The sequence below is a fragment of the Pseudomonas sp. RL_5y_Pfl2_69 genome (assembly GCF_963970465.1).
Classification (GTDB): domain Bacteria; phylum Pseudomonadota; class Gammaproteobacteria; order Pseudomonadales; family Pseudomonadaceae; genus Aquipseudomonas.
Window position 1 is genome coordinate 87,051 of sequence record NZ_CAXAOU010000002.1, and the last position, 25,677, is coordinate 112,727.

Annotated in this window: 28 protein-coding genes and 1 riboswitch; of the genes, 20 read left to right on the plus strand and 8 right to left on the minus strand. The window is 58.9% G+C overall.

Annotated features, from left to right (window positions below; genetic code table 11):
* The first annotated feature begins 135 nt into the window (after nt 1-135).
* The 3 genes from AACY07_RS03605 to AACY07_RS03615 are packed head-to-tail and all read left to right on the plus strand — an operon-like array spanning nt 136 to nt 2,739.
* Nucleotides 136-1,851 (plus strand): ABC transporter ATP-binding protein/permease, encoded by a 1,716-nt coding sequence (locus tag AACY07_RS03605; protein ID WP_326425293.1) that lies wholly within the window; start codon nt 136-138, stop codon nt 1,849-1,851.
* Between the two features lie 55 nt (nt 1,852-1,906).
* Complete coding sequence (locus AACY07_RS03610; protein ID WP_133078887.1) at nt 1,907-2,401, plus strand: hypothetical protein; 495 nt, start codon at nt 1,907-1,909, stop codon at nt 2,399-2,401.
* A 50-nt stretch (nt 2,402-2,451) separates the two neighbouring features.
* Nucleotides 2,452-2,739: a PA4642 family protein gene (locus tag AACY07_RS03615; protein ID WP_133078888.1), complete on the plus strand. Its 288-nt coding sequence runs from the start codon at nt 2,452-2,454 to the stop codon at nt 2,737-2,739.
* A 170-nt stretch (nt 2,740-2,909) separates the two neighbouring features.
* Here AACY07_RS03615 and mqo read toward each other — a convergent pair whose 3' ends face one another.
* Nucleotides 2,910-4,418, minus strand: coding sequence for a malate dehydrogenase (quinone) (gene mqo / locus AACY07_RS03620; protein WP_339473494.1), 1,509 nt, complete (start codon nt 4,416-4,418; stop codon nt 2,910-2,912).
* 695 nt (nt 4,419-5,113) lie between these two features.
* Nucleotides 5,114-5,347, minus strand: a complete 234-nt coding sequence (locus AACY07_RS03625) for a hypothetical protein (RefSeq protein WP_339473495.1) — start codon at nt 5,345-5,347, stop codon at nt 5,114-5,116.
* Nucleotides 5,348-5,503: 156 nt separating this feature from the next.
* Here AACY07_RS03625 and AACY07_RS03630 point away from each other — a divergent pair, with 156 nt between their 5' ends.
* The gene (locus AACY07_RS03630; protein WP_133078891.1) at nt 5,504-6,088 is read left to right on the plus strand and encodes a YajG family lipoprotein; all 585 of its coding nucleotides are present in this window, start codon (nt 5,504-5,506) and stop codon (nt 6,086-6,088) included.
* A gap of 59 nt (nt 6,089-6,147) precedes the next feature.
* Here AACY07_RS03630 and AACY07_RS03635 read toward each other — a convergent pair whose 3' ends face one another.
* Together AACY07_RS03635 and AACY07_RS03640 are read right to left on the minus strand one after the other, a co-directional pair.
* A complete protein-coding gene (locus tag AACY07_RS03635) occupies nt 6,148-6,354 on the minus strand; it encodes a hypothetical protein (RefSeq protein ID WP_019823869.1) in 207 nt (68 codons plus the stop codon).
* Between the two features lie 196 nt (nt 6,355-6,550).
* The gene (locus AACY07_RS03640; protein WP_339473498.1) at nt 6,551-7,717 is read right to left on the minus strand and encodes a 1-acyl-sn-glycerol-3-phosphate acyltransferase; all 1,167 of its coding nucleotides are present in this window, start codon (nt 7,715-7,717) and stop codon (nt 6,551-6,553) included.
* 104 nt (nt 7,718-7,821) lie between these two features.
* Here AACY07_RS03640 and AACY07_RS03645 point away from each other — a divergent pair, with 104 nt between their 5' ends.
* The 4 genes from AACY07_RS03645 to AACY07_RS03660 are packed head-to-tail and all read left to right on the plus strand — an operon-like array spanning nt 7,822 to nt 9,816.
* Nucleotides 7,822-8,004, plus strand: a complete 183-nt coding sequence (locus AACY07_RS03645) for a CPXCG motif-containing cysteine-rich protein (protein WP_133078893.1) — start codon at nt 7,822-7,824, stop codon at nt 8,002-8,004.
* A gap of 12 nt (nt 8,005-8,016) precedes the next feature.
* Nucleotides 8,017-8,277: a putative signal transducing protein gene (locus tag AACY07_RS03650; RefSeq protein ID WP_037032031.1), complete on the plus strand. Its 261-nt coding sequence runs from the start codon at nt 8,017-8,019 to the stop codon at nt 8,275-8,277.
* A 50-nt stretch (nt 8,278-8,327) separates the two neighbouring features.
* A complete protein-coding gene (locus tag AACY07_RS03655; RefSeq protein WP_339473501.1) occupies nt 8,328-8,960 on the plus strand; it encodes an SOS response-associated peptidase in 633 nt (210 codons plus the stop codon).
* A 34-nt stretch (nt 8,961-8,994) separates the two neighbouring features.
* Nucleotides 8,995-9,816, plus strand: a complete 822-nt coding sequence (locus AACY07_RS03660; protein WP_326398476.1) for a M48 family metallopeptidase — start codon at nt 8,995-8,997, stop codon at nt 9,814-9,816.
* Between the two features lie 111 nt (nt 9,817-9,927).
* Here AACY07_RS03660 and AACY07_RS03665 read toward each other — a convergent pair whose 3' ends face one another.
* The 3 genes from AACY07_RS03665 to AACY07_RS03675 form a co-directional block, all read right to left on the minus strand.
* Nucleotides 9,928-10,512, minus strand: a complete 585-nt coding sequence (locus AACY07_RS03665; protein ID WP_339473910.1) for a TMEM165/GDT1 family protein — start codon at nt 10,510-10,512, stop codon at nt 9,928-9,930.
* Between the two features lie 90 nt (nt 10,513-10,602).
* Nucleotides 10,603-10,724, minus strand: a riboswitch (yybP-ykoY riboswitch).
* Between the two features lie 49 nt (nt 10,725-10,773).
* The gene (locus AACY07_RS03670) at nt 10,774-11,772 is read right to left on the minus strand and encodes a class I SAM-dependent methyltransferase (RefSeq protein ID WP_219260924.1); all 999 of its coding nucleotides are present in this window, start codon (nt 11,770-11,772) and stop codon (nt 10,774-10,776) included.
* A gap of 30 nt (nt 11,773-11,802) precedes the next feature.
* On the minus strand, nt 11,803-12,768 hold the full coding sequence (locus tag AACY07_RS03675) for a 2-hydroxyacid dehydrogenase (RefSeq protein ID WP_133078897.1): 966 nt from the start codon (nt 12,766-12,768) through the stop codon (nt 11,803-11,805).
* A gap of 80 nt (nt 12,769-12,848) precedes the next feature.
* On the opposite strand from AACY07_RS03675, the gene AACY07_RS03680 reads away from it, so the two are divergent.
* The 9 genes from AACY07_RS03680 to AACY07_RS03720 all read left to right on the plus strand — a co-directional run bounded on the left by AACY07_RS03680 (nt 12,849) and on the right by AACY07_RS03720 (nt 21,762).
* A complete protein-coding gene (locus AACY07_RS03680) occupies nt 12,849-13,478 on the plus strand; it encodes a LysE family translocator (protein ID WP_133078898.1) in 630 nt (209 codons plus the stop codon).
* Between the two features lie 167 nt (nt 13,479-13,645).
* On the plus strand, nt 13,646-15,403 hold the full coding sequence (locus AACY07_RS03685) for a DUF1302 domain-containing protein (protein ID WP_339473504.1): 1,758 nt from the start codon (nt 13,646-13,648) through the stop codon (nt 15,401-15,403).
* 245 nt (nt 15,404-15,648) lie between these two features.
* On the plus strand, nt 15,649-16,428 hold the full coding sequence (locus tag AACY07_RS03690; protein WP_133078900.1) for an ABC transporter substrate-binding protein: 780 nt from the start codon (nt 15,649-15,651) through the stop codon (nt 16,426-16,428).
* A gap of 91 nt (nt 16,429-16,519) precedes the next feature.
* Nucleotides 16,520-17,209: an ABC transporter permease gene (locus tag AACY07_RS03695; protein ID WP_326425304.1), complete on the plus strand. Its 690-nt coding sequence runs from the start codon at nt 16,520-16,522 to the stop codon at nt 17,207-17,209.
* Nucleotides 17,210-17,222: 13 nt separating this feature from the next.
* Nucleotides 17,223-17,921: an ABC transporter permease gene (locus AACY07_RS03700; protein ID WP_133078902.1), complete on the plus strand. Its 699-nt coding sequence runs from the start codon at nt 17,223-17,225 to the stop codon at nt 17,919-17,921.
* Between the two features lie 9 nt (nt 17,922-17,930).
* Nucleotides 17,931-19,043: a succinylglutamate desuccinylase/aspartoacylase family protein gene (locus tag AACY07_RS03705; RefSeq protein WP_339473506.1), complete on the plus strand. Its 1,113-nt coding sequence runs from the start codon at nt 17,931-17,933 to the stop codon at nt 19,041-19,043.
* A gap of 18 nt (nt 19,044-19,061) precedes the next feature.
* Nucleotides 19,062-19,826: an ABC transporter ATP-binding protein gene (locus tag AACY07_RS03710; protein WP_326398470.1), complete on the plus strand. Its 765-nt coding sequence runs from the start codon at nt 19,062-19,064 to the stop codon at nt 19,824-19,826.
* A gap of 133 nt (nt 19,827-19,959) precedes the next feature.
* The gene (locus tag AACY07_RS03715) at nt 19,960-20,868 is read left to right on the plus strand and encodes a MurR/RpiR family transcriptional regulator (RefSeq protein WP_133078905.1); all 909 of its coding nucleotides are present in this window, start codon (nt 19,960-19,962) and stop codon (nt 20,866-20,868) included.
* A gap of 171 nt (nt 20,869-21,039) precedes the next feature.
* Nucleotides 21,040-21,762 (plus strand): OmpA family protein, encoded by a 723-nt coding sequence (locus AACY07_RS03720; protein WP_133078906.1) that lies wholly within the window; start codon nt 21,040-21,042, stop codon nt 21,760-21,762.
* 103 nt (nt 21,763-21,865) lie between these two features.
* Here AACY07_RS03720 and AACY07_RS03725 read toward each other — a convergent pair whose 3' ends face one another.
* Entirely contained in the window at nt 21,866-22,300 is a 435-nt protein-coding gene (locus AACY07_RS03725; RefSeq protein WP_133078907.1) for a YhcB family protein, read from the minus strand.
* Between the two features lie 139 nt (nt 22,301-22,439).
* On the opposite strand from AACY07_RS03725, the gene AACY07_RS03730 reads away from it, so the two are divergent.
* The 3 genes from AACY07_RS03730 to zapE all read left to right on the plus strand — a co-directional run bounded on the left by AACY07_RS03730 (nt 22,440) and on the right by zapE (nt 25,641).
* A complete protein-coding gene (locus tag AACY07_RS03730) occupies nt 22,440-23,075 on the plus strand; it encodes an alpha/beta hydrolase (protein WP_326398469.1) in 636 nt (211 codons plus the stop codon).
* Between the two features lie 24 nt (nt 23,076-23,099).
* Nucleotides 23,100-24,455, plus strand: coding sequence for a tryptophan--tRNA ligase (locus AACY07_RS03735; protein WP_339473507.1), 1,356 nt, complete (start codon nt 23,100-23,102; stop codon nt 24,453-24,455).
* 91 nt (nt 24,456-24,546) lie between these two features.
* Nucleotides 24,547-25,641 (plus strand): cell division protein ZapE, encoded by a 1,095-nt coding sequence (gene zapE / locus AACY07_RS03740; protein ID WP_133078910.1) that lies wholly within the window; start codon nt 24,547-24,549, stop codon nt 25,639-25,641.
* The last annotated feature ends 36 nt before the right edge of the window (nt 25,642-25,677 follow it).

Below are 25,677 nucleotides of genomic sequence, written 5' to 3' on the forward strand. Positions count from 1 at the left end.
AGCTGTAGCGTTTGCAGTGCGCCTTGCACGTAAGCGCCAACAGCTTCTAACCTGTATCAAGACGCGTCCTTGCGTCGTGGGCCGGTCGTCCTGACCGGCTTACAGGTTGCTCTTTACTCCCAACGAGCCTGAACCATGAATCAGAACGCTGAGCCTTCTGTAGTGAATGATGCTGTGCGTGGGGATTTCATACCTCGGGTCTGGGGGCTCATAACGCCCTACTGGCGCAGTGAAGAACGCCTCCGGGCGTGGTTGCTGTTGATCGCAGTGATTGCCTTGTCGCTGGTGAGCGTGGGTATCTCCGTGTGGATCAACCATTGGTACAAGGACTTCTACAACGCCCTGGAAAACAAGGACGCCACGGCATTCTGGAGCCTGATCGGCTACTTCGGGATCATTGCGGCGGCAGGCATTGTCGGCGCGGTGTACCGGCTTTACCTGACCCAGATGCTGACCATTCGCTGGCGACGCTGGCTGACCGAGCAGCATTTCGCGCGCTGGCTGGCCCACAAAAACTATTACCAGCTGGAGCAGGGCGGTTACACCGACAACCCTGACCAGCGCATCAGTGAAGACCTCAATTCGTTCACCGACAATACCCTGACCCTGGGCCTGGGCTTGATTCGAAACCTGGTCAGCCTGGTGTCGTTCTCGATCATCCTGTGGGGCGTATCGGGCAGCATCGAAGTCTTTGGCATCACCATTCCCGGCTACATGTTCTGGTGTGCGCTGTTGTACGCCGCGGTCGGCAGTTGGCTGGCCCACTTGATTGGCCGACGCCTGATTGGCTTGAGCAACCAGCAGCAACGCTTCGAAGCAGACCTGCGCTTTTCGATGGTGCGGGTGCGCGAAAATGCCGAGAGCATTGCGCTGTACAACGGCGAGCCCAATGAGCACGAGCGGTTGAGCGCGCGCTTCAATAAGGTCTGGAAGAATTTCTGGACGCAAATGAAGGTGCAAAAACGCCTGACGTTCTTCACAGCGGGCTACTCGCAAATAGCCATCATCTTTCCGTTTGTCGTCGCGGCCCCGCGTTACTTTGCGGGCAAGATCGAGTTGGGTGGGCTGATGCAAATCAACTCGGCATTCAGCAATGTGCAAGAGAACTTCAGCTGGTTTATCGATGCCTACGTCACCCTGGCGTCGTGGCGCGCTACCTGTGATCGTCTGCTGAGCTTTCGTCAGGCCATGACCGAAAACGAACAGCGTCTGCCAGCTATCGATGTGCAACACGTGGGCGAGGACTTGAAGATCAATGACCTGAGCCTGGAACTGGCCGATGGTCGCCCGCTGCTGCACAACGCCAATTTGCAGGTGCAGCCGGGCGAGCGACTGATGCTCAGCGGTCGTTCCGGCAGCGGCAAAAGTACGTTGCTGCGCGCCATGGGCGAGCTTTGGCCGCAAGGGGGCGGGGCCATTCGCTTGCCCCGTGAACGGTCGCTTTTTTTGCCGCAAAAACCGTACTTGCCCATCGGCACTTTGCGTGACGCATTGAGTTATCCACAGACCGGCGATGCCTACGCCCCCGAACGTTATGAACAGGTCCTGCGTACCTGCCGTCTGGAGCAACTGATTCCCAGGCTTGATGAGGTCGATCACTGGCAACGTGTGTTGTCGGGTGGTGAACAACAACGGCTGGCCTTTGCCCGTGTGCTGCTGTTTCGACCACAGTGGCTTTATATGGATGAATCGACCTCGGCAATGGACGAGGAAGATGAGGCCATGTTGTACCAGGCCCTGATTGACCAGTTACCGGGCTTGAGCATTCTCAGCGTGGGCCATCGCAGCAGTCTTGCGCGGTTCCATCCGCGTCACGTGCGCATTGTCGAGGGGCAGTTGATGGCGCAGTAAGTGAGGCGGGCGGGCATCATGCTAGAGTGCGGCTTCCCGCTTTCTGGAACCTGACATGAGCCTTCTATTTCGCAGCGCAGCATTGAGCCTGCTGCTGGCCAGCCTGCCTCTGGCGGCGGCACCGGTTGCAACACCGCTGTTGCACGGGCAGTTTCTGCCTGCCGATGACTTGCAGTTACGCAGCGAAGTACCGGAGCAACAGCAATTGATGCTGGTCACCTCCTATTCGGTGGTGGTGGGGAGCCAGCGTCAATCCAATCAGCAGCCGATCCCGGTGACCTCGCCTTTATTGGTGCGCCTCAAAGGCAAGCCCATGAGCCAGGGCGCGACGGTGCGTCAGGTGCTGATTTCGTTTGATGGCGAAAGCAAAAGCCTGAAAAAGCCCGCGTTTGACAGTAAAACGCGAACCCTGAGCCTTTCTTATCCGCTGTCCCAATACCGCGTCGTGATTGATTTGCTGCGCAACGACACGCTCTATGTACAGTTTCTGACCTATGCCAATGGCCACATTTGGGCCGACTTGCACACCGGTAGCGTGCGCGCACGTTGAGCCTTGGGTAAACTGCGGGCCCGTGAAGTATCAGCAGGCTGGAGCCGGACATGCGTAAAGACAAGAAGCAGTTGATTGGTGATGAGATCGGCGACGAGCAGATCAAGTTGTTCCTGGATTTTGAGCCTGTGGATGCTACTTCGCCTTCGCTGCACAAACTGATCAAAGCCTATCGTGGCCTGCGTATCGATGACTTTGGGCGTTTCCTGACATTCTTCAAGGAAGCCGGTTTTGACCTGGATGGCAAAGACGAGCACGGCCAGACGTTCGTGGACATCATCAAGGATCAGCGCAACGCCGACGAATACATTGAACTGATCAACCAGGCCCGCGGCTGATCAACTCTGTGGGAGCGGGCTTGCTCGCGATCCTGGCGACTCGGTCTTTAACCTGGACCGTGTCGATCTCATCGCGAGCAAGCCCGCTCCCACACAGAACAACAAAAAAGCCCCTCGGCCTGAAACAGGACGAGGGGCTTTTTTTGACGTATCACTACGCCGGTGTTGCGTTACGCGATGCTGGTGTTGGCGCTCTGTGGCTCAACCAGTTCCAGCAACTCGGAGTTGCGGGTGCTGATTTCGCGGTACAGCTCGGCGTCGGTTTCAAGGACGTTTTCCCGTGCCGGGAAGATTTCCTTGAGCTTGGTCGCCCACTCGCCAGTGGCTTTTTGCGCGAAGCAACGCTCGATCAGGTCCAGCATGATCGAAACGGTTACCGAAGCGCCCGGTGAGGCACCCAGCAGAGCGGCCAGCGAGCCGTCCTTGGCCGCAACCAGTTCGGTACCGAACTGCAACACGCCGCCTTTTTTCGGGTCTTTCTTGATGATCTGAACCCGTTGCCCGGCAATCTCAAGACGCCAGTCTTCGGCTTTGGCCTGTGGATAGAAACGACGCAGGGAGTCCAGGCGTTGCTCCATCGATTGGCGCACTTCGCTGACCAGGTACTTGGTCAGGTCCATGTTGTCGCGAGCAACGGCCAGCATTGGCCCGATATTGCCCAGACGGATCGACATCGGCAGGTCAAGGAACGAACCGTGCTTGAGGAACTTGGTGGTGAAACCGGCATAAGGTCCGAACAGCAGCGACTTCTTGCCATCCACCACACGGGTGTCCAGATGGGGGACCGACATCGGCGGCGAACCCACTGCGGCCTGGCTGTAAACCTTGGCCTGGTGCAGTTTGACCACTTCCGGGTTGTCGCAACGCAGCCACTGGCCACTGACCGGGAAGCCGCCATAGCCTTTGCTTTCTTCAATGCCCGAAGCTTGCAGCAGCGGCAAGGCCGCGCCACCAGCGCCCAGGAACACGAACTTGGCATCAACGTGGCGGGTGTTGCCGCTGTTGGTGTCCTTGATGCTCACCGTCCAGCCGCTGCCATTGCGCTTGAGGCCAGTGACCTTCTTGCTGTACTTGATCTGGGTGTCTTCCGCGCTGGCCAAATGCTTGAGCAGTTGCTTGGTCAGGGCGCCGAAGTTCACGTCAGTGCCGTGCAGTACACGGGTGGCCGAGATGTGCTGGTCCGCAGGGCGGCCCGGCATCATCAGGGGCATCCACTCGGTCATTTTGGCTTTGTCTTCGGTGTATTCCATGTCTGCAAACGCATGGTGCTTGCTCAGCACTTCAAAGCGTTTTTTCAGGAAGGACACGCCTTTTTCGCCTTCAACGTAGCTCAGGTGAGGCACCGGGCTGATGAAGGATTTGCACGAACCGAAAGTCCCTTTCTGTGCCAGATAGGCCCAGAACTGCTTCGACACTTCGAACTGGGCATTGATATGCACAGCTTTTTTGATGTCGATCGAACCATCAGCCGCTTGCGGCGTGTAGTTCAGCTCACAAAGGCCAGCGTGACCGGTGCCTGCGTTGTTCCACGGGTTGGAACTTTCCGCAGCACCTGAGTCCATCTGCTCAACAACTTCCAGCTTTAGGCCGGGGTCGAGCTCTTTGAGCAGTACGGCGAGGGTGGCACTCATGATGCCCGCTCCAACCAGTACTACGTCGACTGCTTCGTTATGCGCCATTAACGCGTCTCCAAAATCTACGGCACCAAATTGACGGCATAGCTGCCAGGTGTTCCGGGGGCGTGGTTCTGATTGGCCCCGGGTCACTCATGGCCAGGATCGCCATGTCCGATTCTTCGCAATTTCTTGCAACTTGAGCGCACGCTCCGACCGGGCCTTCGAGGTTCATATGAACGCATTTCAGTACTCGGGAGGCAATTCGACTTAAGGTCTAGAGCGTCCGTTTGTGCAACCAAATCCGTAAGCGGACAGGCTTCAGTCTTGTGCTGTGGAGCCGACTTCGGTCCTGCTTGGTGGGGCAATATCAGACGCTAATGGTGCATGTTCAGACGCAAAACTTTTCATTTGCTCGCCACACTCTTGTGAAGTTGTGAAACCCGTTTTTTTTCACGCTCTCTTGAAGACGTGAACCTCAAAAAAGGGCTGCCGCAAGCCTGGCACCGAACCCGGTGACCGAGCGTTATGGCAGCTCTGGCAGACCATGTAAAAAGTGGGGATTACGCAAAGAAATTCAAGCGCGCCAGCTTCACATGATCTGTGTGGGCGGCTCTCTGTGGGCGGTGCGGGGGAGCTAATACAAGCGCATTAGCGATGCTGCGAGGCCCGATCAGGAGACGTCCTTATAATCGGGGGGAGATTGTAGCGAAGAAACGCGGGCAATTGATCCTGTTAAATGACTTTTATTGGTGCGTTGGTCAAAGTCCCAGCAGGGGTTGCACTGCCGAACGTGGTGCGGGCGAGGCAATACGGGCGGTAGCGGGTAGTACCTGGTGCAACCAGTTGAGGCGGATTTCTTCGATTTCGACCCAGCTGTCGCCGACCGGCGGTTGTTTGCATTGCTTGAAAGCCTGGCAGCGACCCGTCGGGTCGAGGCGGGCGAAGCAGCGGTGAGGGCGATTGAGGCCGAGCAACGATAAGAACATGTTCATGGCAGCTCCTGTTGAGTCAGTCATTCAGACAATGCCCTGTTGACGTGACATCACGATGTAATGGCGATGACAGGGTGGTGACAGCAAGCGGCTAGTTAGCAGGCGCACAGCACCCTATACTGACGGCCTGTGTTACCCAGTCCTGGAGAGATGAGCATGTTGCAACGCCTGTTGTTCGGTTTGATTACTGTGACCAGTTTGACTCTGGTCGGCTGCGCCCACAGCCCGCAACAACTCAGCCCGCAACCCAAACTGACCACCCAGCTTGCGCCAGTGGGTCGTGGCCAGCCGGTAGTGGTACGTGTAGTGGACGGTCGTCCTTCGCCAACCCTGGGCACCCGTGGTGGCATGTACCCTGAGACCAGCGCGATCAGCGTCAGCAGTGCCGACGTGATTCCCAAGCTGCAAGCCCAGGCTGAAGCCGCCGTGCGTTTGCTGGGCTACACGCCGACATCCAACGCAATGAATGCCCCGACATTGACCGTGACCCTGGCCGAACTGAAGTATCAGTCGCCCAAGGACACCATGTACGTGACCGAAGCGACCATTGGCGCGACCTTCCGCTCTGACGTGAAGAACGGTGGCCGTTCTTACAGCGGTCGTTATGGCGCGTCCCTTGATCAGCGCTTCGGCATGGCGCCGAATCAGGAAACCAACACCAAGCTGGTGAGCGATGTGCTCAGTGACGCACTGACCCGTGTGTTCAAGGACCCGACCATCGGTCGTTTGCTCGGCGAGTAAGCGCTGTAAACCAAAAAGCCCGAACTCGGTGAGTTCGTGCTTTTTTGTGTTTGAAGACTTCAGGCGGCTTCGGCATACAGCTCAAGGCGGCTGACGCCGGTGAGCAGGTCCAGCTCAGGCAAATCGGCATGGGTATGGCCGCTCAGGGCGCAATAGACCAGCCAGTGGCGATCCTGAACATTAAAGGCCAAGCCCTCGATCAGTGCCTGCTGTTCGTCGCTGGGGGCGATCAGGTAAAGGCGGTCCTGGTTTTCTGCGTGCAGCATGACAAGCTCCGTGTCGGTGTCGAGGGGCCACAGAGTGGCCTCTCTTCATGACGATACGGTGACAGCAGAATTTAACGGCCCTTTGTAGTCGCTGACGAGGGACGAGGCTGCGATGGGTTGCGCAGCAGCCCTGGCAATCTGAAGGCCCTGCGGGCCTTATCGCAGCCTCGTGCCTCGTCAGCGACTACAGAGTTTTTTACAACGCCAGCCCCGCCTTGATCCGATATTGATTGCGCACCGGCATCGCATATTGCAGCACCAGGTACGGGCGATGCTCGGCCGGGCAGGCCTCCAGGCGGCGCTGCCACTCCTGCTGGGCCTTGGCCAGTTCTTCGGCACCGAAGACCTCGGCAGCCGTCGGCACTTGCAACTCGGGCTCGGCATCAGCCCACTGCGCATACGCCAGGTAGTGCGCCGGGAACAGGCGGTAACCGCTGAGGATATGGCGATCCATTTCTGCGGCCAGCAGTTTGCTGTCCTCGAACAACTCGGTAATGGGGGCGGCAAAGTTCACGTGTACGCGTCCTTTGTAGCCCGTAATGCCGTTGGCGATACTGGTGTCGTCTTCGCCCGGGGCCTTGCTGTAAGTGCCCGTATTGGCGCGGATATACAGCTCGCGAGCCTTGGCCTGATCACAGGGGTCGTATTCGTAGCTGATCGATACCGGGGTCAGGTTCAGTGACTGGATAACCTCGGCAAACGGCTCGTTTTTACGGCTCATGTGGAACATCTTCAGGATCGCCGAGTCGGTACGGTCATCACCGTCCTTGGCCCGGCCTTCAGCCTGGGCGATCCAGATCGACTGGCAGTCGTTGCGGATCGAGTGGTTGATGTAGGCCGACAACAGCTGATAAGCCGCCAGCTTTTCACGGCGTCCGGTGATCGAGCGGTGAACGATGAAGCTCTTGTTCAGGCGCATCAAATCGCTGACAAAAGGCTTTTGCAGCAGGTTGTCACCAATGGCGATCCGCGGCGTTGGCAGGCCCGCGTGATAAACCGCGTAGTTGACGAACGCCGGGTCCATCACGATATCGCGGTGGTTGGCCAAAAACAGATAGGCGCTGCCAGCCTTCAACTGCTCGACGCCGGTATAGGTCACGCCGTCAGTGGCATGTTCGATGGTGCGGTCGACGTAAACCTCGACCTTGTCCTGCAAAGTGGCGACCGAAGTCACGCTGGCGAACTCTTTGCGCAGGCGATGAGCTATAAGTGGTTTTAACAGCCAGCCGAAAGCGCCTGCCAGGCGCGGGAAGCGAAAGTGGGTCAGGATATCTAGAAACGCCTTGTCGCTGAGCAGCCGGGCCAGCACTGCTGGGACTTCGGCGTCGTCGTAAGGTCGGATGGTATCGAATTCGCCCATCATGCTCTCTTGTTGGAAACGGCTAGGGTTGGTACGCAGGGCAGGGCACAAAAATAGCCCTGCTAATAGACAGGCGATTATACGCACAAGTCACTCAGGAGACCGCGATGCTTGAAACTGAGCACTATGAATGCCCCTATTGTGGCGAGCAGGCAGAAGCTGTGCTCGACCTTTCCGGTGGCGATCAGAGCTACATTGAAGATTGCCCGGTGTGCTGTCGGCCGATCCTTTTCCATCTTCAGACCGATGGCCATGAGTGGATGCTCGATGTGCACACCGAGAATGAGTAGCGAGTGACGATCATGCAGCGCATCTACGAGCCCGAAAACCTGATGGAAGCCGAGCTGTTGCTGGGCATGCTTGCCAGTGAAGGGGTGGAGGCGCGGCTTGAGGGGCGCGACCTGATCGGTGCCACCGGCGAGCTGCCCGTGTTCGGCCTGCTCGGTTTGGCGGTTGCCAATGATCGCGCGCAATACGCGCGGGAGTTGATCGATGCGTACAATGCCGCGTCACCGGTGGCGGGCGATGAGCCCGAGAGTTTCCCCGATGTGCTGGACTGCTGAAGCTGGCGACGTTATTTCACTGATCTATAGATGAAGAGTTGTGCTGCCCCATGTGTGGACGTTTTGCCCTGTTTCGTTGGAACCCTGCGTTTGCAGCCTTGCCCGGTTTTCCGGCTGATCAGCAGGCCCAGTGGAATATTTCGCCCAATGATTCGGTATTGATCCTGCGTGCAGGTGCAGGTGCAGAGCCTGGCCAGCGCGAACTGGCACGGGCCCGCTGGGGGCTGACCCCGGCCTGGCTGACCGACCTGTCGCGCACTCCTGCCCATGCCCGGGCTGAAACCGTGGCCGAGCAGCCGATGTTTCGCGACGCCTTGCGCCAGCGGCGCTGCCTGATCCCGGCCAACGGTTTTTACGAATGGCGCGGCACCACTCGTAAACGTCCTTACTGGCTGACTCCGGGAGAGGGTGCTTCGCTGTTTTTTGCCGGTATCTGGGAGGCTTACCCGGTTGAGGGGCATGTGTGGCTGAGTACGGCGGTGATTACCCAGGCCGCGGCCAGCCAGCGCCGTCCATTGATTCTCGATGAGGCGGGCCAGCAGGCCTGGCTTGACCCTGAAACTCCTCTTCATGTGCTGCAGGCGCTGCTGGCCAGCCCGCAGACGCCGCTGCGCGAACGACCATTGGCCAATCTGGTCAATGATCCAAAGCTCAATGCGCCCGAGTGCCTGACGCCGGGTTGAGATACGATGCGCACCCTCTTTATGGAGATCTTCGATGGGTAAGTTAGCGGTAGTGTGCGCGATGGGGGCCGGGTTATTGCTCGGCGGTTGCCAGGCGGTGAATACCACCAATGGTGGTGCGGTCGGTGTCGAACGCAAGCAGTACATGTTCAGCATGCTGTCGAGCCAGCAGGTTGACCAAATGTACGCGCAGTCTTATCAGCAGACAGTCAGCGAGGCGAGCACCAAGGGCGCCCTGGACAAGACCAGCGCCAATGCCAAGCGTTTGCAGGCAATCGCCAACCGACTGATTGCCCAGGCCCCGGCCTTTCGCCCGGATTCCGCGCAATGGAACTGGGAAGTCAATCTGATCAAGAGTGACGAGCTCAATGCCAACTGTGGCCCTGGCGGCAAGATCATCTTTTACAGCGGGATCATCGATCAGCTCAAACTCAGTGATGATGAAATCGCCGCGATCATGGGCCATGAAATTGCCCACGCCTTGCGTGAGCACGGGCGTGAATCCATGTCCAAGGCTTATGGCATCGAGATAGCCAAGCAAGGTGCTGGCGCATTGCTGGGGTTGGGGCAGGACAGCCTGGGGCTGGCCGACACGGTGGTGAACTACAGCCTGACCCTGCCAAACAGTCGCAGCAATGAAAACGAAGCAGACCTGATCGGCCTGGAGCTGGCAGCGCGTGCGGGTTACAACCCGAATGCGGCGATCACCCTGTGGCAGAAAATGGCTCAGCAATCACAGGATGCACCGCCTGAGTTCATGAGCACTCACCCGGCCTCCAGCAGCCGGATTGCAGCGCTGCAAGGGGCGATTCCGAAGGTGATGCCGCTTTACCAGCAAGCCCCGAAAACCCAGTAATTTCGGGCGTTGCGCACTCCTGTAGTCGCTGCCGCAGGCTGCGATAAGGGCCGAAGGACCTTCAGGGTCGCTTCGCACCCCATCGCCGCCTGCGGCAGCGACTACAAGTCATTAAACCCAGCCGCTGATCTGCATCGCCTTGTACACAGCCACGATGGCCAGTACGACAAACGCGGTGGCTGCCAGGCGGCGGATCAGGGTCAGCGGCAGTTTGTCAGCGGCAAAGTTACCCGCCAGAACCACCGGCACGTTGGCAATCAGCATGCCCAGGGTGGTGCCGATAATGACCAGCCACAAGTCCGGGTACTGGGCCGCGAGCATCACGGTTGCCACTTGGGTCTTGTCGCCGATTTCGGCAATGAAGAATGTAATCAGGGTGGTAACGAAAGGTCCGTACTTGCGCGCGGTGCTGGCTTCGTCGTCGTCCATCTTGTCAGGCACCAGGGTCCACAACGCAGTAGCGGTAAAGCTTGCCGCGAGGATCCAGTGCAGCATGGCGTCACTGAAGAAGGTGCTGAACCAGGCGCCTACGGCACCGGCCGCGGTATGGTTGGCCAGGGTCGCGACCACGATGCCGGCGATAATCGGCCAGGGTTTGCGAAAGCGAGCGGCAAGAATGAGGGCGAGCAGCTGCGTCTTGTCGCCGATTTCGGCCAAGGCAACAATTGCGGTAGGAACGAGTAAGGAGTCGAGCATCATCAGGTGGCTTCCAGGGGCGGGTCGACACGGCTATGACACGTACAGCCTTCCCGCCCCGGGTAAGGTGTTCGTGTCATAGGTCTTGTCAAACCCCGGTCCGTCTGTGCGGACACCTGGGTCGCATACGCCATGGTCTGTTGACCAAGTATGTTGACGTATGCCGGACGAGCATGGCGCTCGTGGGAGACTACTCCCCTAGGACGGAGCGGATTCTGCCTAGGCAAATCCGATCCGGCAAGCCCTTATTTCACAATGTGTTTAACGGCGCTTGGCGCTGTAAATCCGGAAACCCTGACCTTCAGCCTTGACCGCACAGGCACCGAAATGCTCTTCGATCAGCGGTTGATAGCGCAGGAAGCTGTTGGCCACAATCCGAAGTTCGCCACCTGTTTTCAGATGTTTGACTGCTTTTTGCAGCAGGTTTTCGGTAGCGTGGTAATCGGTGTGTACCCCGACATGGAACGGCGGGTTGCTCAGGATCGAGTTCAAGCCCATGGGCGCTGCGTCGATACCGTTACCTGTAATCACGTCGCCTTCCAGGCCGTTGGCCGCAAGGGTCAGGCGGCTGCTGGCAGTGGCGAAGGCATCCACGTCGAGCAAGGTGACGGTGTTGTGCGGGTAACGCCGCTTGACTGCAGCGCCCAGCACGCCCGCGCCGCAGCCGAAGTCCAGCACGTGGCCGCTGGGCAGTTTGTCCAGATGCTCAAGCAGCAGGGCGCTGCCGCGATCCAGGCGCCCGTGGCTGAACACGCCCGGCAGGCTGACGACTTTCAGCGGGCCTTCGGCCAGGGGCAGTTCGTAATGTTGCGCCAGCTCTTGCAGAACGGGCACTGGCGGAGCGTTGTCCACCGTCACTTGCCACAGCTGGCAGTGCCGTGCGCTGTCGAGTTTGCGCGGCTTGCCGAACGGGATCAGTTGTTTGGAGGCGCCTTCAATGCCGCCCTTTTTTTCGCCAACCAGAAACACATCGGCATTGGGCAAGCGAGCGGCCACGGCCTTGAGCACGTAGTCGCTCAGTTCCTTGGACTTGGGCAGAAAGACCACGGCGGTGTCGAATGCCCGTTCAGGAATTTCGACACCAAACTGCACACGGCCTTCAAAACGAGCGTCGAGCACGGCCTGGTCACCGGCATGCCAGCACCAGCCGTGGGCATCGGGCAATTCGCCGAGTAGTTCGTCAGCCGGCAAGCCGACCAACAGCACCGAACCTTGAAAGTATTCAGGCTGACGAAGCAGTACTTCACTGCGCGGATCCATAATCTGCTCCTCAAAAAGGGGCGCAGTCTATCAACTGACGACCCGCAGCGCTGTACCGTTGAAGAACGCTTCGGCGTTTTGTGCCAGTTGGCCGACGATGCGCTGGCGCGCCTCGCGGCTGCCCCACGCGCTGTGCGGGGTAATGATCAGGCGCGGGATATCGGCTGACAGCAGCACGTTGCCGTCGCGGGGAGGTTCGACGCTCAGCACGTCGGTCGCCGCACCACCCAGATGGCCGCTGCGCAGGGCGTCGGCCAGTGCCTGTTCGTCGATGATACCGCCGCGTGCGGTGTTGACCACAAAGGCTCCGGGCTTGAGCAGTGCCAGCTCGCGGGCACCGATAAAGTTGCGCGTGTGTTCAGTGAGCGGGCAGTGGAAGGTCAGGGCGTCGACCTGGGGCAGCAGTTCGTCCAGCGGCAGGCGGTCGGCATGGGCCGGGCGGCCCGGGATCTGGCCGATCAATACGCGCATGCCGAAGGCTTCGGCCAGCCTGGCCACCGCACTGCCCAGCTCGCCATGGCCGAACAGGCCCAGAGTCTTGCCTTCCAGCTCCACAATCGGGAAGTCCAGCAGGCAGAACTGTTTGGCTTGCTGCCACTGGCCGTCGGCCACGGCCTTGTTGTAGTCGACCAGGCGTGTCGCCAGTGCCAGCAGCAGGCCCAGGGTGTGCTGTGCAACCGAGGGCGTGCCGTATCCCTGGCAGTTGGCGACGGTAATCCCCTGGGCGCGGGCGGCTTCAAGGTCGACGTTGTTGGTGCCGGTGGCGGCTACCAGAATCAGCTTCAGCTCCGGGCACGCGGCGAGGGTGTGGGCGTTGAGCTGGACTTTGTTGCTGATGGCTACACTGGCGCCTTGCAGACGCTCGATCACATTCCCGGGGGTGGTGTCCGACCACACCTGCAGATCGCCGAAGCTTCGACGCAGCGGGTCAAGGTCGAGGTCGCCCAGATCCAGTGAGGTGTAATCAAGGAATACGGCGCGCTGAGTGTTAGTCATCAACTGTACCTTTTGTGCTGTGAAATGAAGGCGTAATGTGGCGAGCCTAACAGAAGAAACAATTTGTAATGGAGCCGTGCATGTACTGGACAGAATTTTTGACCGTTGCCCTGATTCACCTGTTGGCTGTGGCCAGCCCCGGGCCGGATTTTGCCGTGGTGGTTCGCGAGAGCGTGACCCACGGTCGCCGCGCCGGCATCTTTACCGCCTTTGGTGTTGGCACGGCGATTTTCGTCCATGTCGGTTATTCGCTATTGGGCATCGGGATCATTGTGTCGCAATCCATTGTGCTGTTTAACGCCCTGAAGTGGCTGGCAGCAGCTTACCTGCTGTACATCGGCTTCAAGGCGTTGCGGGCCAAGCCGGCCGATCCGGCAGCACTGGCCGCCGCCTTGCCGGTGGGCGAGCGTACGGCTCGCGGGGCGTTCACTTCGGGTTTTGTCACCAATGGCCTGAACCCCAAGGCGACACTGTTTTTCCTGTCGTTGTTCACCGTGGTGATCAACCCGCATACGCCGCTGTCGATCCAGGCGGGCTATGGCGTGTACCTCGCGGTTGCCACCGGGCTGTGGTTTTGCATGGTCGCCATGCTGTTCAGCCATCAGCGCGTACGCACCGGCTTTGCCCGCATGGGCCATTGGTTTGATCGCACCATGGGCGCAGTGCTGGTGGCGCTGGGCGTGAAGCTGGCGTTCACCGAGATGCACTGATCGCTATGCGTAGTCGCTGCCGAAGGCTGCGAGCTTTTGATCTGATAGCGATTAATTAAAAGCTCGCAGCCTTCGGCAGCGACTACGGGGGTGGGAGTGTTCTTGTCAAAATCTGGATTTGCTTCATCCTTGCGGGCTTATTGCAGTGTGCCCACGGAGAAGTATCGATGTCCTCAGTCAACCGGTCCTGGCGCCGCGCCAAGCTGGCGCTGGCAGTCAGCCTCGCGTCGACGTCCGCCTGGGGCGTAAGCTTCAATATCGGCCCGGTCGAGGGCCAGATCGATTCCGAGTTGTCCATCGGGGCCAGTTGGTCCACTGCCAAGGCCGACCGTAACTTGATTGGCGCCAACAATGGCGGCAAGGGGCAATCCGAAATCTCGGATGATGGCCGCCTCAACTTCAAGCGCGGCGAAACCTTCTCAAAGATTTTTACCGGCATGCACGCGCTGGAGCTGAAGTACGGTGACAGTGGCCTGTACGTGCGCGGCAAGTATTGGTACGACTTCGAGCTGCAAGACGACAGTCGCCCCTTCAAAGCCATCAGTGATCGCGGACGAAAAGCCAGTGCCCAATCTGCCGGTACACAGCTGCTGGATGCCTTCGTGTATCACAACTACGCGATTGCCGATCAGCCTGGCGCGGTGCGTCTGGGCAAGCAGGTGGTCAGTTGGGGCGAAAGCGAATTTATCGGTGGCGGGATCAATGGGATCAACCCCACTGACGCGTCTGCCTATCGGCGTCCCGGTACTGAATACAAAGACGGCCTGGTGCCGGTCAACCTGTTCTATATCTCGCAAAACCTGACCGACAACCTGTCGGCCGACGCTTTTTATCAACTGGATTGGGAGCAATCGGAAGCGGATAACTGCGGGACGTTTTTCTCCCAGTCCGACGTGATGGCTGACGGTTGCAGCGGTAACTATCGCGTGATGAGCAAGCGCTCGGCGCTCGATGTGGCGGACCTCGCGGCCCTCACCGGCGCGGGTGTCGACGTGAACGGCGAGGGCGTGCTGGTGCGTCGCGGAGCCGATCGCAATGCGCGCAACAGCGGCCAGTTTGGCGTGGCCATGCACTATGTGTTTGAGCCGCTGGACACCGAGTTTGGTGCCTACTTCATGAATTACCACAGCCGCGACCCGATCCTCAGCGCGGGCGCTGCGCCGCAGTCGGCCTACAACGCGGCATCGGGTGCAGGGGCGCTGGCGCCGATGATCGTCGCCGGTCACTCCAGCTACTACGTCGAATACCCCGAAGATATCCGTCTGTATGGTTTGAGCTTCGCCACGACGTTATCCACAGGCACGCGCTGGAAAGGCGAGTTGAGCTATCGGCCCAATGCGCCGGTGCAACTCAACAGCAATGACCTGCTGTATGCCAATGTCACGCTGCTACCCGGGCTTGCAGACGCATCGCCATTGACCGTGACTCCCGGCGCGGATGTGCAGGGTTATCGGCGCAAGGAAATTACCCAGTTCCAGACCTCGCTCAGCCATGTTTTCGACAACGCCATGGGGGCCAATCGCCTGACCGTGACCGGTGAAGTGGGTGTGACGTATGTGGGCGGACTGGATAGCCCCTCAGACCTGCGTTATGGCCGTGACCCGGTGTTCGGTTCAGGCGGCAACGACGGCTTCACCACTGCCACTTCCTGGGGCTACCGTGGCCGGGCGGTGTGGGAATACAACAGCGTCCTGCCCGGTGTGAACCTCAAGCCCAATCTGGGCTGGTCCCATGACATCAGCGGCTATTCCCCTGGCCCCAATGCCAACTTCGAAGAGGGTCGCAAAGCCATCACCTTCGGTCTGGACGGCGAATACCAAAGCACCTACACCAGCAGCCTGTCGTACACCAATTTCTTTGGCGGGCGCTACAACACCCTCAGTGACCGGGATTTTGTAGCGTTGACGCTGGGCGTGAAGTTCTGACACCCCCTCTCTCTTTTGCGTGTGAGCGGGCTTGCTCGTGATTCAGACGACGCGGTCTGCCTGCATGACTGCGTGATGCCATCGCGAGCAAGCCCGTTCCCACAAGGAAAGATGTTGTCTGTGGGTGATATATTTATTTTCACGATATTGATTTCTGAAATAATACGTGTCACTTATAGGCGCACACCCTTATGGGTTTTAACCACCGAGCCAGCCCGGATGGCGCCCCTTCAGGAGTCAATAATTTGAAAAAGACAGAACTTCTAGGTGTATTGGCACTTTGCGCTGCGAGTCTTATGGCTCACGCCGATGAAGCGCCGCTGCGCATCGGCATCGAGGCGGCCTATCCGCCATTCTCCTTCAGAACCCCTGAGGGTGAAGTCAGTGGTTTTGACTACGACATCGGCAATGCGCTGTGTGAAGAAATGAAGGCCAAATGCACCTGGGTCGTCCAGGAGTTCGACGGCATGATCCCTTCACTTAAAGTGCGCAAGGTTGATGCGGTGCTGTCTTCGATGTCGATTACCGAAGACCGCCTCAAGTCGGTGGATTTCAGCAAAAAGTACTACCACACCCCCGGCAAGTTCGCGATGAAGGCGGGCAATGTGCTCACCGACCCCAAGGTCGACCTCAAGGGCAAGCGTCTCGGCGTGCAGCGTTCTTCGACGTATGACCGCTTTGCAACCGAACAGCTGGAGCCGGCGGGCGTCGTGGTCGTGCGCTACTCCACCCAGAATGAAGCCTTCCTCGACCTGGCCTCGGGCCGTCTGGACGCCACCCTGGCGGACATCGTCTACACCGACGAGAGTTTTATCAAAACCCCGGCTGGCAAGGATTACGCCCTGGTTGGTCCTGATATCAACGACCCGAAATACTTCGGACGTGGTGCCGGTATTGCGGTGCGCAAAGGCGACACCGCCAACGCTGCACGCCTGAGCGCAGCCATTGATGCGATACGCGCCAACGGTAAATACGACCAGGTCATGGCCAAGTACTTTACGTACGACATCTACGGCCAACGCTAAGTAACCCCGCAACCCTCAAGTCGCCTCCTTTCAGGGGGGCGGCAGGGGTTGGTCTCGCGCTTTTTTTGGCGCTCGCCTGAGGAATTTCATCATGCTCCACGGCTACGGATCGAGCATTCTCGATGGTGCCTGGCTGACCGTGAACCTTGCCCTGACGTCCATGGCCCTGGCGATTGCCCTGGGTCTGGTGGGTGCGGCCTTTCGCCTGTCTCCGGTCAAATGGCTGGCGCGGCTGGGGGAGGGCTATACCACGGTGATTCGGGGTATCCCTGATCTGGTGCTGATCCTGCTGATCTTTTATGGCGGCCAGGACCTGATCAACCGCATCGCGCTGGCGCTGGGCTACACCGGCTACATCGATATCAATCCCTTTATCGCCGGTGTCTGCACGATGGGCTTCATTTTCGGCGCCTATCTGTCGGAAACCTTTCGGGGTGCCTTCATGGCCATCCCCGCAGGTCAGGCCGAGGCGGGACAGGCGTATGGCATGAGCCGTTCACAGGTGTTCTGGCGAATTCTGGTGCCGCAGATGATCCGCTTCGCCCTGCCGGGGTTCACCAACAACTGGCTGGTGCTGACCAAGTCCACGGCGTTGATTTCGGTTATCGGCTTGCAGGACATGATGTTCAAAGCCAAGAACGCAGCGGATGCGACCCACGAACCGTTTACGTTTTTCCTCGCCGTGGCGGTGTTGTATCTGATGCTGACCAGCGTGTCCTTGCTGGTGCTGCGTTATCTGGAAAAACACTTTTCGGTCGGCATAAAAGCCGCCGAACTGTGATTGGGAGCCCCTCATGATGCTCGACTACAACCTGATCTGGGAAAGCCTGCCGCTGTATTTCAGTGGCGCCCTGGTGACTCTCAAAGTTCTGCTGATTTCACTGTTCTTCGGGCTGATGCTGGCCATTCCGCTGGCCTTGATGCGGGTTTCACGCTCGCCCCTGATCAACTTTCCGGCCTGGGTTTACACCTACGTTATCCGTGGCACACCGATGCTGGTGCAGTTGTTTTTGATCTATTTCGGTCTGGCGCAGTTTGAGGCGGTACGCCAAAGCGTGCTGTGGCCCTACCTTTCCAGTGCCACCTTTTGCGCGTGCCTGGCCTTTGCAATCAATACCAGTGCCTACAGCGCTGAACTGTTGGCGGGCAGCTTGAAATCAACCCCCCACGGCGAGATCGAGGCCGGTAAAGCCATGGGCATGTCACGGGCGACCCTGTTTCGCAGGATTCTCCTGCCGTCGGCCCTGCGCCGTGTGTTGCCGCAGTACAGCAACGAAGTGCTGATGATGCTGCAGACCACCAGCCTGGCGTCGATTGTCACCCTGGTCGACATCACCGGCGCCGCGCGTACGGTCAGTGCGCGCTACTACCTGCCGTTTGAGGCCTTTGTGACCGCGGCCATTTTTTATCTGGTCCTGACGTTCATTCTGGTTCGTCTGTTCAAGCTCGCCGAGCGCCGCTGGTTGGCGTATCTGGCACCGCGCAAGCACTAAGGAATATTCATGGAACACATCAAGTACCTTTTGCCGTGGACTGCTTCGGGCACCGAACGCCATTTGTCCCTGTTTCGTTTTGGCCAGGGGCAGCGCAAGGCTTATATCCAGGCCTCTTTGCATGCCGACGAGTTGCCGGGGATGCGGGTTGCCGTTGAGCTCAAGCGCCGTCTGCTCGAGCTTGAAGAGCAGGGCCGTCTGAATGGGGTGGTCGAATTGGTGCCCATGGCCAATCCCATCGGTATTGGCCAGATGTTCCAGGCCACCCATCAGGGGCGTTTCGAGTTTTCCAGCGGCAAGAATTTCAATCGTGACTTTCCGGCCCTGGCCGACGCCGTGGCAGACAGGCTGGAGGGGCAGTTAGGTGCGGATGCTGGCACCAATATCGCGCGGGTGCGCAGCGCCATGCTCGCTGTCCTGGATGAGTTGCCGGCTCCGGCTTCTGAGCTGGATGCCTTGCGTTGCCTGCTGATGCGCCATGCCTGTGACGCTGATGTGGTGCTGGACCTGCACTGTGACTTCGAGTCGATCATGCTGCTGTACGCCATGCCGCAAAACTGGCCGCGCCTGCAGTCACTGGCTGCCCGGCTGCAGGCCGGTGCCGCATTGCTGGCGGAGGATGCAGGCGGCAGCGCGTTTGATGAGGCGTGTGGGATCCCCTGGCTGCAGCTCGCCGGGCGCTTTCCCGAAGCGGATATTCCGTTGGCGTGTGTGGCTGCAACCATTGAGTTGCGCGGCATGGCGGATACCGAGGCCGAGCCGTGTGCACAGAGCGCCGAGGCAATTTTGGGGTATCTCGCGGATCAGGGTTTGATCAATGGCGATTGGTCGACGGCTCCGACCGACTGTTGCGAGGCGACGCCGTTTGCAGGCGCGCAGTACGCCTATGCACCCCATCCCGGAGTGGTGAGTTTTATTCAGCCACTGGGGGCTCGGGTCACGGTGGGCGATCCACTGTTTGAAGTGATCGACCCGATCACTGACCGTCATAGCGTGGTGCGTGCCGACACTGACGGCATCCTCTATGCCCGCGAGCGCCTGCGCTTTGCCCAGCCCGGGTTGTGGCTGGCCAAAGTTGCTGGCAGCACCCTTATTCGCCAAGGCCGCCTGCTGAGCGACTGATCCTGGAGAGTGGACATCATGTACAAACTTGAAGTGCGCGATTTGCACAAAAGCTACGGTTCCCATGAAGTGCTCAAGGGCGTGTCTCTGGAGGCAAAGGCGGGGGATGTGATCAGCATCATCGGCTCCAGCGGCTCGGGCAAGAGTACTTTTTTGCGCTGCATCAACCTGCTGGAACAACCCGACTCGGGCAGCATCGTGCTCAATGGCGAAGCGCTGAAACTGGTGGCCAGCAAGAGCGCAGGGCTGAAGGCTGCCGATCCCAAGCAGTTGCAGCGTTTGCGTTCAAGGCTGTCGATGGTGTTTCAGCATTTCAACCTGTGGTCGCACATGACGGCCCTTGAAAATGTGATGGAGGCTCCGGTGCATGTGCTGGGCATGGGCAAGCGCGAGGCGCGGGAAAAGGCCGAGCACTACTTGAACAAAGTCGGGGTGGCGCACCGCATGAGCGCCTGGCCGGCGCACATGTCCGGCGGCGAACAACAGCGTGTGGCCATTGCCCGGGCGCTGGCAATGGAGCCGGAAGTGATGCTGTTTGATGAGCCGACTTCCGCGCTCGACCCCGAGTTGGTGGGCGACGTGCTCAAGGTCATGCAGGACCTGGCGCTGGAGGGGCGCACCATGGTGGTTGTCACCCATGAAATGGGGTTTGCCCGCGAAGTTTCGAACCAACTGGTGTTCTTGCACCAGGGTGTTGTTGAGGAGCGTGGCGACCCGCGAAAAGTGCTGCTTGACCCTCAGTCCCTGCGGCTGCAGCAGTTTCTTTCGGGCAGTCTGAAATAGGTTTCAGGCCCCGGCTTGCGGGCTGCGCACCCGGGGTGGGCTTGGGATACACTCGGTCGGCCCACGCAAGCCCGCTCGCACCATTGATTGGGCACAGCCCCTTCTTTTATCCACAGGAAATGTTGAGCCGGACATGCCAAGCCCATCCAAAAACACCACTATTTATGCGGCTCCGGTCATGCGCAAGCTGGCAGAGGTCGCGCCCCACTTGCAGCCTTCATTGCGCAAGGTCGCGGACTTTATCCTGCGTCACCCGCTGCGGGCCGCAACGCTGACGATTGAGGAAATGGCCCAGGAAACGGCCACATCCCCGGCCGCGGTCAACCGGTTGGCCAAGGCCATGAACCTGGGGGGGTACACCGGCATGAAGGCCGAGCTGGTGGCGACGTTGCAGCAAGTGGTGTCGCCGGTAGACAAGCTTCGCAACGAGCTGGCCCATCGTCCTGACGGCGCATTTGGCCTGCATGAGCAAATCCAGAGCGCCAGCAGCAACCTCGCCACCGCGGCGACCAACAATCATCCGGATACGTTTGAAGCCTTTGTCACGAGCCTGATCAAGGCGCGCAAGATCTACATCCTGGGCTTTGGCAATAGCGTCTACTTCGCGGGCCTGGCCGCTTCGACCCTGATGCCGTTCTGTGCCGATGCGACGGCCATCAGCATGGAGGGCGGTAATGAAAACGCCGCGTATCGCCTGGCTGCGATCACCGATCAGGACGTCATGCTGGCTATTTCCCTGCCGCGCTACTCCATCGACACCCTGCAGCTTTCACGCTTTGCCAGGGAGCGGGGCGCCTGTGTGCTGGCGATCACCGACTCACCGGCCTCGCCGCTGGCCAGTATTGCCGAGCACGTACTGTTTGCGCCTGCCGACCATCCGGTGATGACCAGTTCCAGCATTGCGGTGCTCGCTTTGATCGAAGGACTGGTTGCAGGGGTGATGGCGCGTAATAAAGAAGCCGTCAAACTGGCAACCGAACTGACCGAAAGCGTGATGTCTTACCTGCATATTCCGGTGAGCAGCAAAGCGTCGAAAAAGTAACTGCAAGTGCGGGTACATGGATTTGTGAGGTGGCGTTCGGGCGGCTATTGTTCGTTGAGTGCGAATGTTTGCGGCCAAAGGAATTTTTACCGTTGGTCGTGTTCCAAGGCTTATAAAGGTCTAACGCCAATAGCCTTTGCCCCCTCAGAAAGTTTGATCAGGAGCGTCACCATGTTCATCTCGCGTCGTTTGATTGTTGCAGCAAGCGCTGTTGCCTTGCTGGCCGGCTGCGCTACGCCTAACCCGTATGACAATCAGGGCCAGGCCTCTTCGGGGACGGGCTTGAGCAAAACGGCCACCTACGGCGGCCTGGGGGCCTTGGCCGGTGCTGTGGCAGGTGCTGCCATCGACCACAACAACCGTGGCAAGGGTGCGCTGATCGGCGCCGCCGTGGCGGGTCTGGGTGCTGCGGGTTATGGCTATTACGCTGACAAGCAAGAAGCGGCACTGCGTGCAAGCATGGCCAATACGGGCGTAGAAGTTCAGCGTCAGGGTGACAACATCACACTGGTGATGCCGGGCAACATTACCTTCGCCACCAACTCCGCCAACATCGCCCCAAGTTTCTATCAGCCGCTGAACAATCTGGCGAACTCGTTGAAGCAGTTCAACAACCAGAACCAGATTCAGATCGTGGGCTATACCGACAGCACCGGTAACTACAACTACAACATGCAGCTTTCGCAGCAGCGTGCGCAAAGCGTGGCGAGCTACCTGACGTCCCAGGGTGTCAGCGGCCAGTACCTGTCGGTACGTGGCGCAGGCCCTGCCGACCCGATTGCCAGCAACGCAACGGCTGACGGCCGTGCGCAAAACCGCCGTGTTCAAGTCACCCTGGCGCCGATCCCGGGCATGCAATACCAGCAGCCAGGCCAGGTGCAGCAGTACCCGTAAAGGCAAGGCACTTCGTAGCAGCTGCTACGGGTTAGTCGCAAGCCGTACAAAAAAAAGCCCCGCGATCCTTGCAGATCGCGGGGCTTTTTATTGAGCGCACTGTTTACTTTTTCAGACCGTAATGCTCATCGAGCATGCCCGGGCCGTTGGGGCTTTTTGGGGCGTAATCCAATGGCGGCTCGGTGCTGTGCGGCGGGGTGATGCGCTCGCGATGCGGTTGTGGCACATCGGAGTGCAAGGCAGCCAGCAGGCGTTGGCGAGTTTGCTCGTCCAGGGCCAGACGGTTGGCGCCCTCGGCGAGGTGTTCTTGCACTTCCTGATAGCTCTGGGTGAGCTTTTTCACCAGATTGGCGGTGGTGTTGAAGTGGGTAACCACTTCACTTTGGTAACTGTCAAAACGTTCCTGGATGTCGTCCAGCTGACGCTGCGTGCGGTTAGGCACGGCATTTGGCAACAGACGGGCAACCAGAAAACCAATGGCGACACCGGCAACCAGGGCTAGAGTCGGCAACAACCAAATCAAGAGCGAGTGTTCCACGAGTCCTTCCTCTATAAACGGCTTTGCTTTACGTTAACGGCTCGGACCTGCGCTGTATACCGCGATGCACTCGCAAATATGTCAGACAGAATCTATCAGCTAGACGAGTCGACCCAATTTGAGGTCACGGAGTTCCTTCTTGCTTACCCGCGAAACCCCCGTAGTAATTGATGGCCCGGTCGGCCAACTGGAAGCCTTGTACCTTGATTCTGCTGAGCCACGGGGCCTTGCGCTGCTGTGCCACCCTAATCCGGTGCAGGGCGGAACGATGATGAATAAAGTGGTTTCGACCCTGCAACGCACTGCCCGTGATGCTGGCCTGATTACCTTGCGATTTAATTACCGTGGTGTCGGCGCGAGCGCTGGCAGTCACGATATGGGCACTGGCGAAATCGACGACGCACTGGCTGCGGCTCATTGGTTGCGCGCCAAACACCCTGAATTGCCCATCACCCTGATCGGTTTTTCGTTTGGCGGCTTTGTCGCGGCCAGCCTGGGTGGGCAACTTGAGGCCGAGGGCGAAAAGCTGTCGCATCTGTTCATGATCGCTACAGCGGTCTCGCGTTTGCGTGACGACTACCCCTTGCCGCAAGGGTGCCCCTTGACGGTTATCCAGCCTGAAGCCGACGAAGTGATTGATCCGCAGTTGGTCTATAACTGGTCAAACCACCTGTCGCGCCCCCATGAGCTGCTGAAAGTGGCAGAATGCGGACACTTTTTTCACGGCAAGCTGCCCGAGCTCAAAGAGTTGGTAGCGCCACGCCTTTCGAATTGATTGCAGCCTGATAAGCGATTACCCATGACCTCTCGTACTCGTATCCTCACCGGTATCACCACTACCGGTACGCCGCACCTGGGCAACTACGCCGGGGCCATTCGCCCTGCGATCGTGGCCAGCCGCGACCTCAATGCCGACTCGTTCTACTTTCTGGCCGACTACCACGCCCTGATCAAATGCGATGACCCGCTGCGCATCCAGCGCTCGCGTCAGGAAATCGCTGCGACCTGGCTGGCCGCCGGTCTTGATGTTGAACGTGTGACGTTCTATCGCCAGTCAGATATCCCGGAAATCCCGGAACTGACCTGGCTGCTGACCTGCGTCGCTGCCAAAGGCCTGCTCAACCGTGCCCATGCCTACAAGGCTTCGGTCGACAAGAACCTGGAAAATGGCGAAGACCCGGATGCGGGCATCACCATGGGGCTGTACAGCTATCCGGTGTTGATGGCGGCGGACATCCTGATGTTCAACGCCAACAAGGTGCCGGTCGGTCGTGATCAGATCCAGCACGTTGAAATGGCCCGTGACATTGGCCAGCGCTTTAACCATCTGTTCGGCAATGGCAAAGAGTTTTTCGCCATGCCTGAAGCGCTGATCGAAGAAAGCGTGGCCACCTTGCCGGGCCTTGATGGTCGCAAGATGTCCAAAAGCTACGACAACACCATTCCGTTGTTCAGCAGCGCCAAAGACATGAAAAGCGCTATTTCGCGCATCGTTACCGACTCCCGTGCGCCGGGCGAGCCGAAAGATCCGGACAACTCGCACCTGTTCACCCTGTACCAGGCATTCTCCACGCCTGAGCAGGCGGCAGAGTTGCGCAGCGAGCTGTTGCAGGGGCTGGGCTGGGGCGAGGCGAAAGAGCGCCTGTTCAAGCAGCTGGACGCCGAACTGGGTGAGTCCCGCGAGCGTTATCATGACTTGATGTCGCGACCTGCCGATATGGAAGACATTCTTCTGGCTGGCGCGCAAAAAGCCCGTAAAACCGCGAGTCCATTCCTTGAGCAACTGCGTGAGGCGGTGGGTCTGCGTTCATTTGTCAGCGTGGCGCAGACCGCCACCGCCAGCAAAAAGAAAGCCGTCAAGGGCCCGCGCTTTGTCAGCTTTCGCGACGAAGACGGCAGTTTCCGTTTCCGCCTGCTGGCCGCAGATGGCGAGCAATTGTTGCTGTCACGCAGTTTTGCCGATGGCAAAGCCGCAGGTCAGGTGACCAAGCAGTTGCAATCCGGTGAGCCGCTGGATGTGCGCACTGATGAGCTGAGCTTCAGCGTCTGGCTGGACGACGCCTGTGTGGCCGACAGCCCGGCGTTTGCCGACAGTTCGTCACGTGATGGGGCAATCGAAGCACTGCGAGTGGCACTGCTGCCCGCGCAAGACTGAGAAAGTGCGACGTTTCGTCTCAGGTTTGATTGCCATTCCCAAGGGCCGTCGCTACAGTGTCGGCCCGTTTTTGTTGCCTTGCTAACGAATTATGACGCCTCTAGAACGATATCAAGTTGATCTGAAACGCCCGGACTTCTTTCACGATGCCGCACAGGAAAACGCCGTGCGCCATCTGCAACGCCTGTACGACGACCTGGTGGCGGCTTCCCAAAGCAAGCCGGGCCTGTTCGGCAAGCTGTTCGGCAAAAAAGAGCTGACGCCGGTCAAGGGCATCTACTTCTGGGGTGGCGTAGGCCGGGGCAAGACGTATCTGGTCGACACGTTCTTCGACGCGTTGCCGTTCAAGCAGAAGATGCGTACTCACTTCCACCGCTTCATGAAGCGCGTGCACGAAGAGATGCGTACCCTCAATGGCGAAAAGAACCCGTTGACCATCATTGCCAAGCGCTTCTCGGATGAAGCACGGGTGATCTGCTTTGACGAATTCTTTGTGTCGGACATTACCGATGCAATGATTCTGGGCACCTTGATGGAAGAGCTGTTCAAAAACGGCGTTACCCTGGTTGCGACGTCGAACATCGTGCCGGACGGTTTGTACAAGGACGGCTTGCAGCGCGCGCGCTTCTTGCCTGCCATTGCACTGATCAAGCAAAACACCGAGATCGTCAACGTCGACAGCGGCGTCGACTACCGTCTGCGTCATCTGGAGCAGGCCGAACTGTTCCACTTCCCGCTGGACGAGGCTTCCGAGAAAAGTTTGCGCGAGAGCTTCAAGGCGCTGACGCACAACTCTACCCGGGCGATTGAAGGCGATGACCTGATCATCGAAAACCGCACCATTCGCGCCCTTCGCACTTGCGATGACGTGGCCTGGTTCGATTTTCGCGAGTTGTGCGACGGCCCGCGTAGCCAGAATGACTACATCGAGCTGGGTAAAATCTTCAACGCTGTGATCATCAGCGGTGTGGAGCAGATGGACGTTAAAACCGACGACATCGCCCGACGCTTTATCAACATGGTCGACGAGTTCTATGACCGCAACGTCAAGCTGATCATCTCGGCTGAAGTCGAACTCAAGGACTTGTACACCGGCGGGCGCCTGAACTTCGAGTTCCAGCGCACCCTCAGCCGTCTGCTGGAAATGCAGTCTCACGAATACCTGACCAGGGCGCACAAACCCTAGTCGAAAAAAAGGCCTGCATTGCAGGCCTTTTTTTTA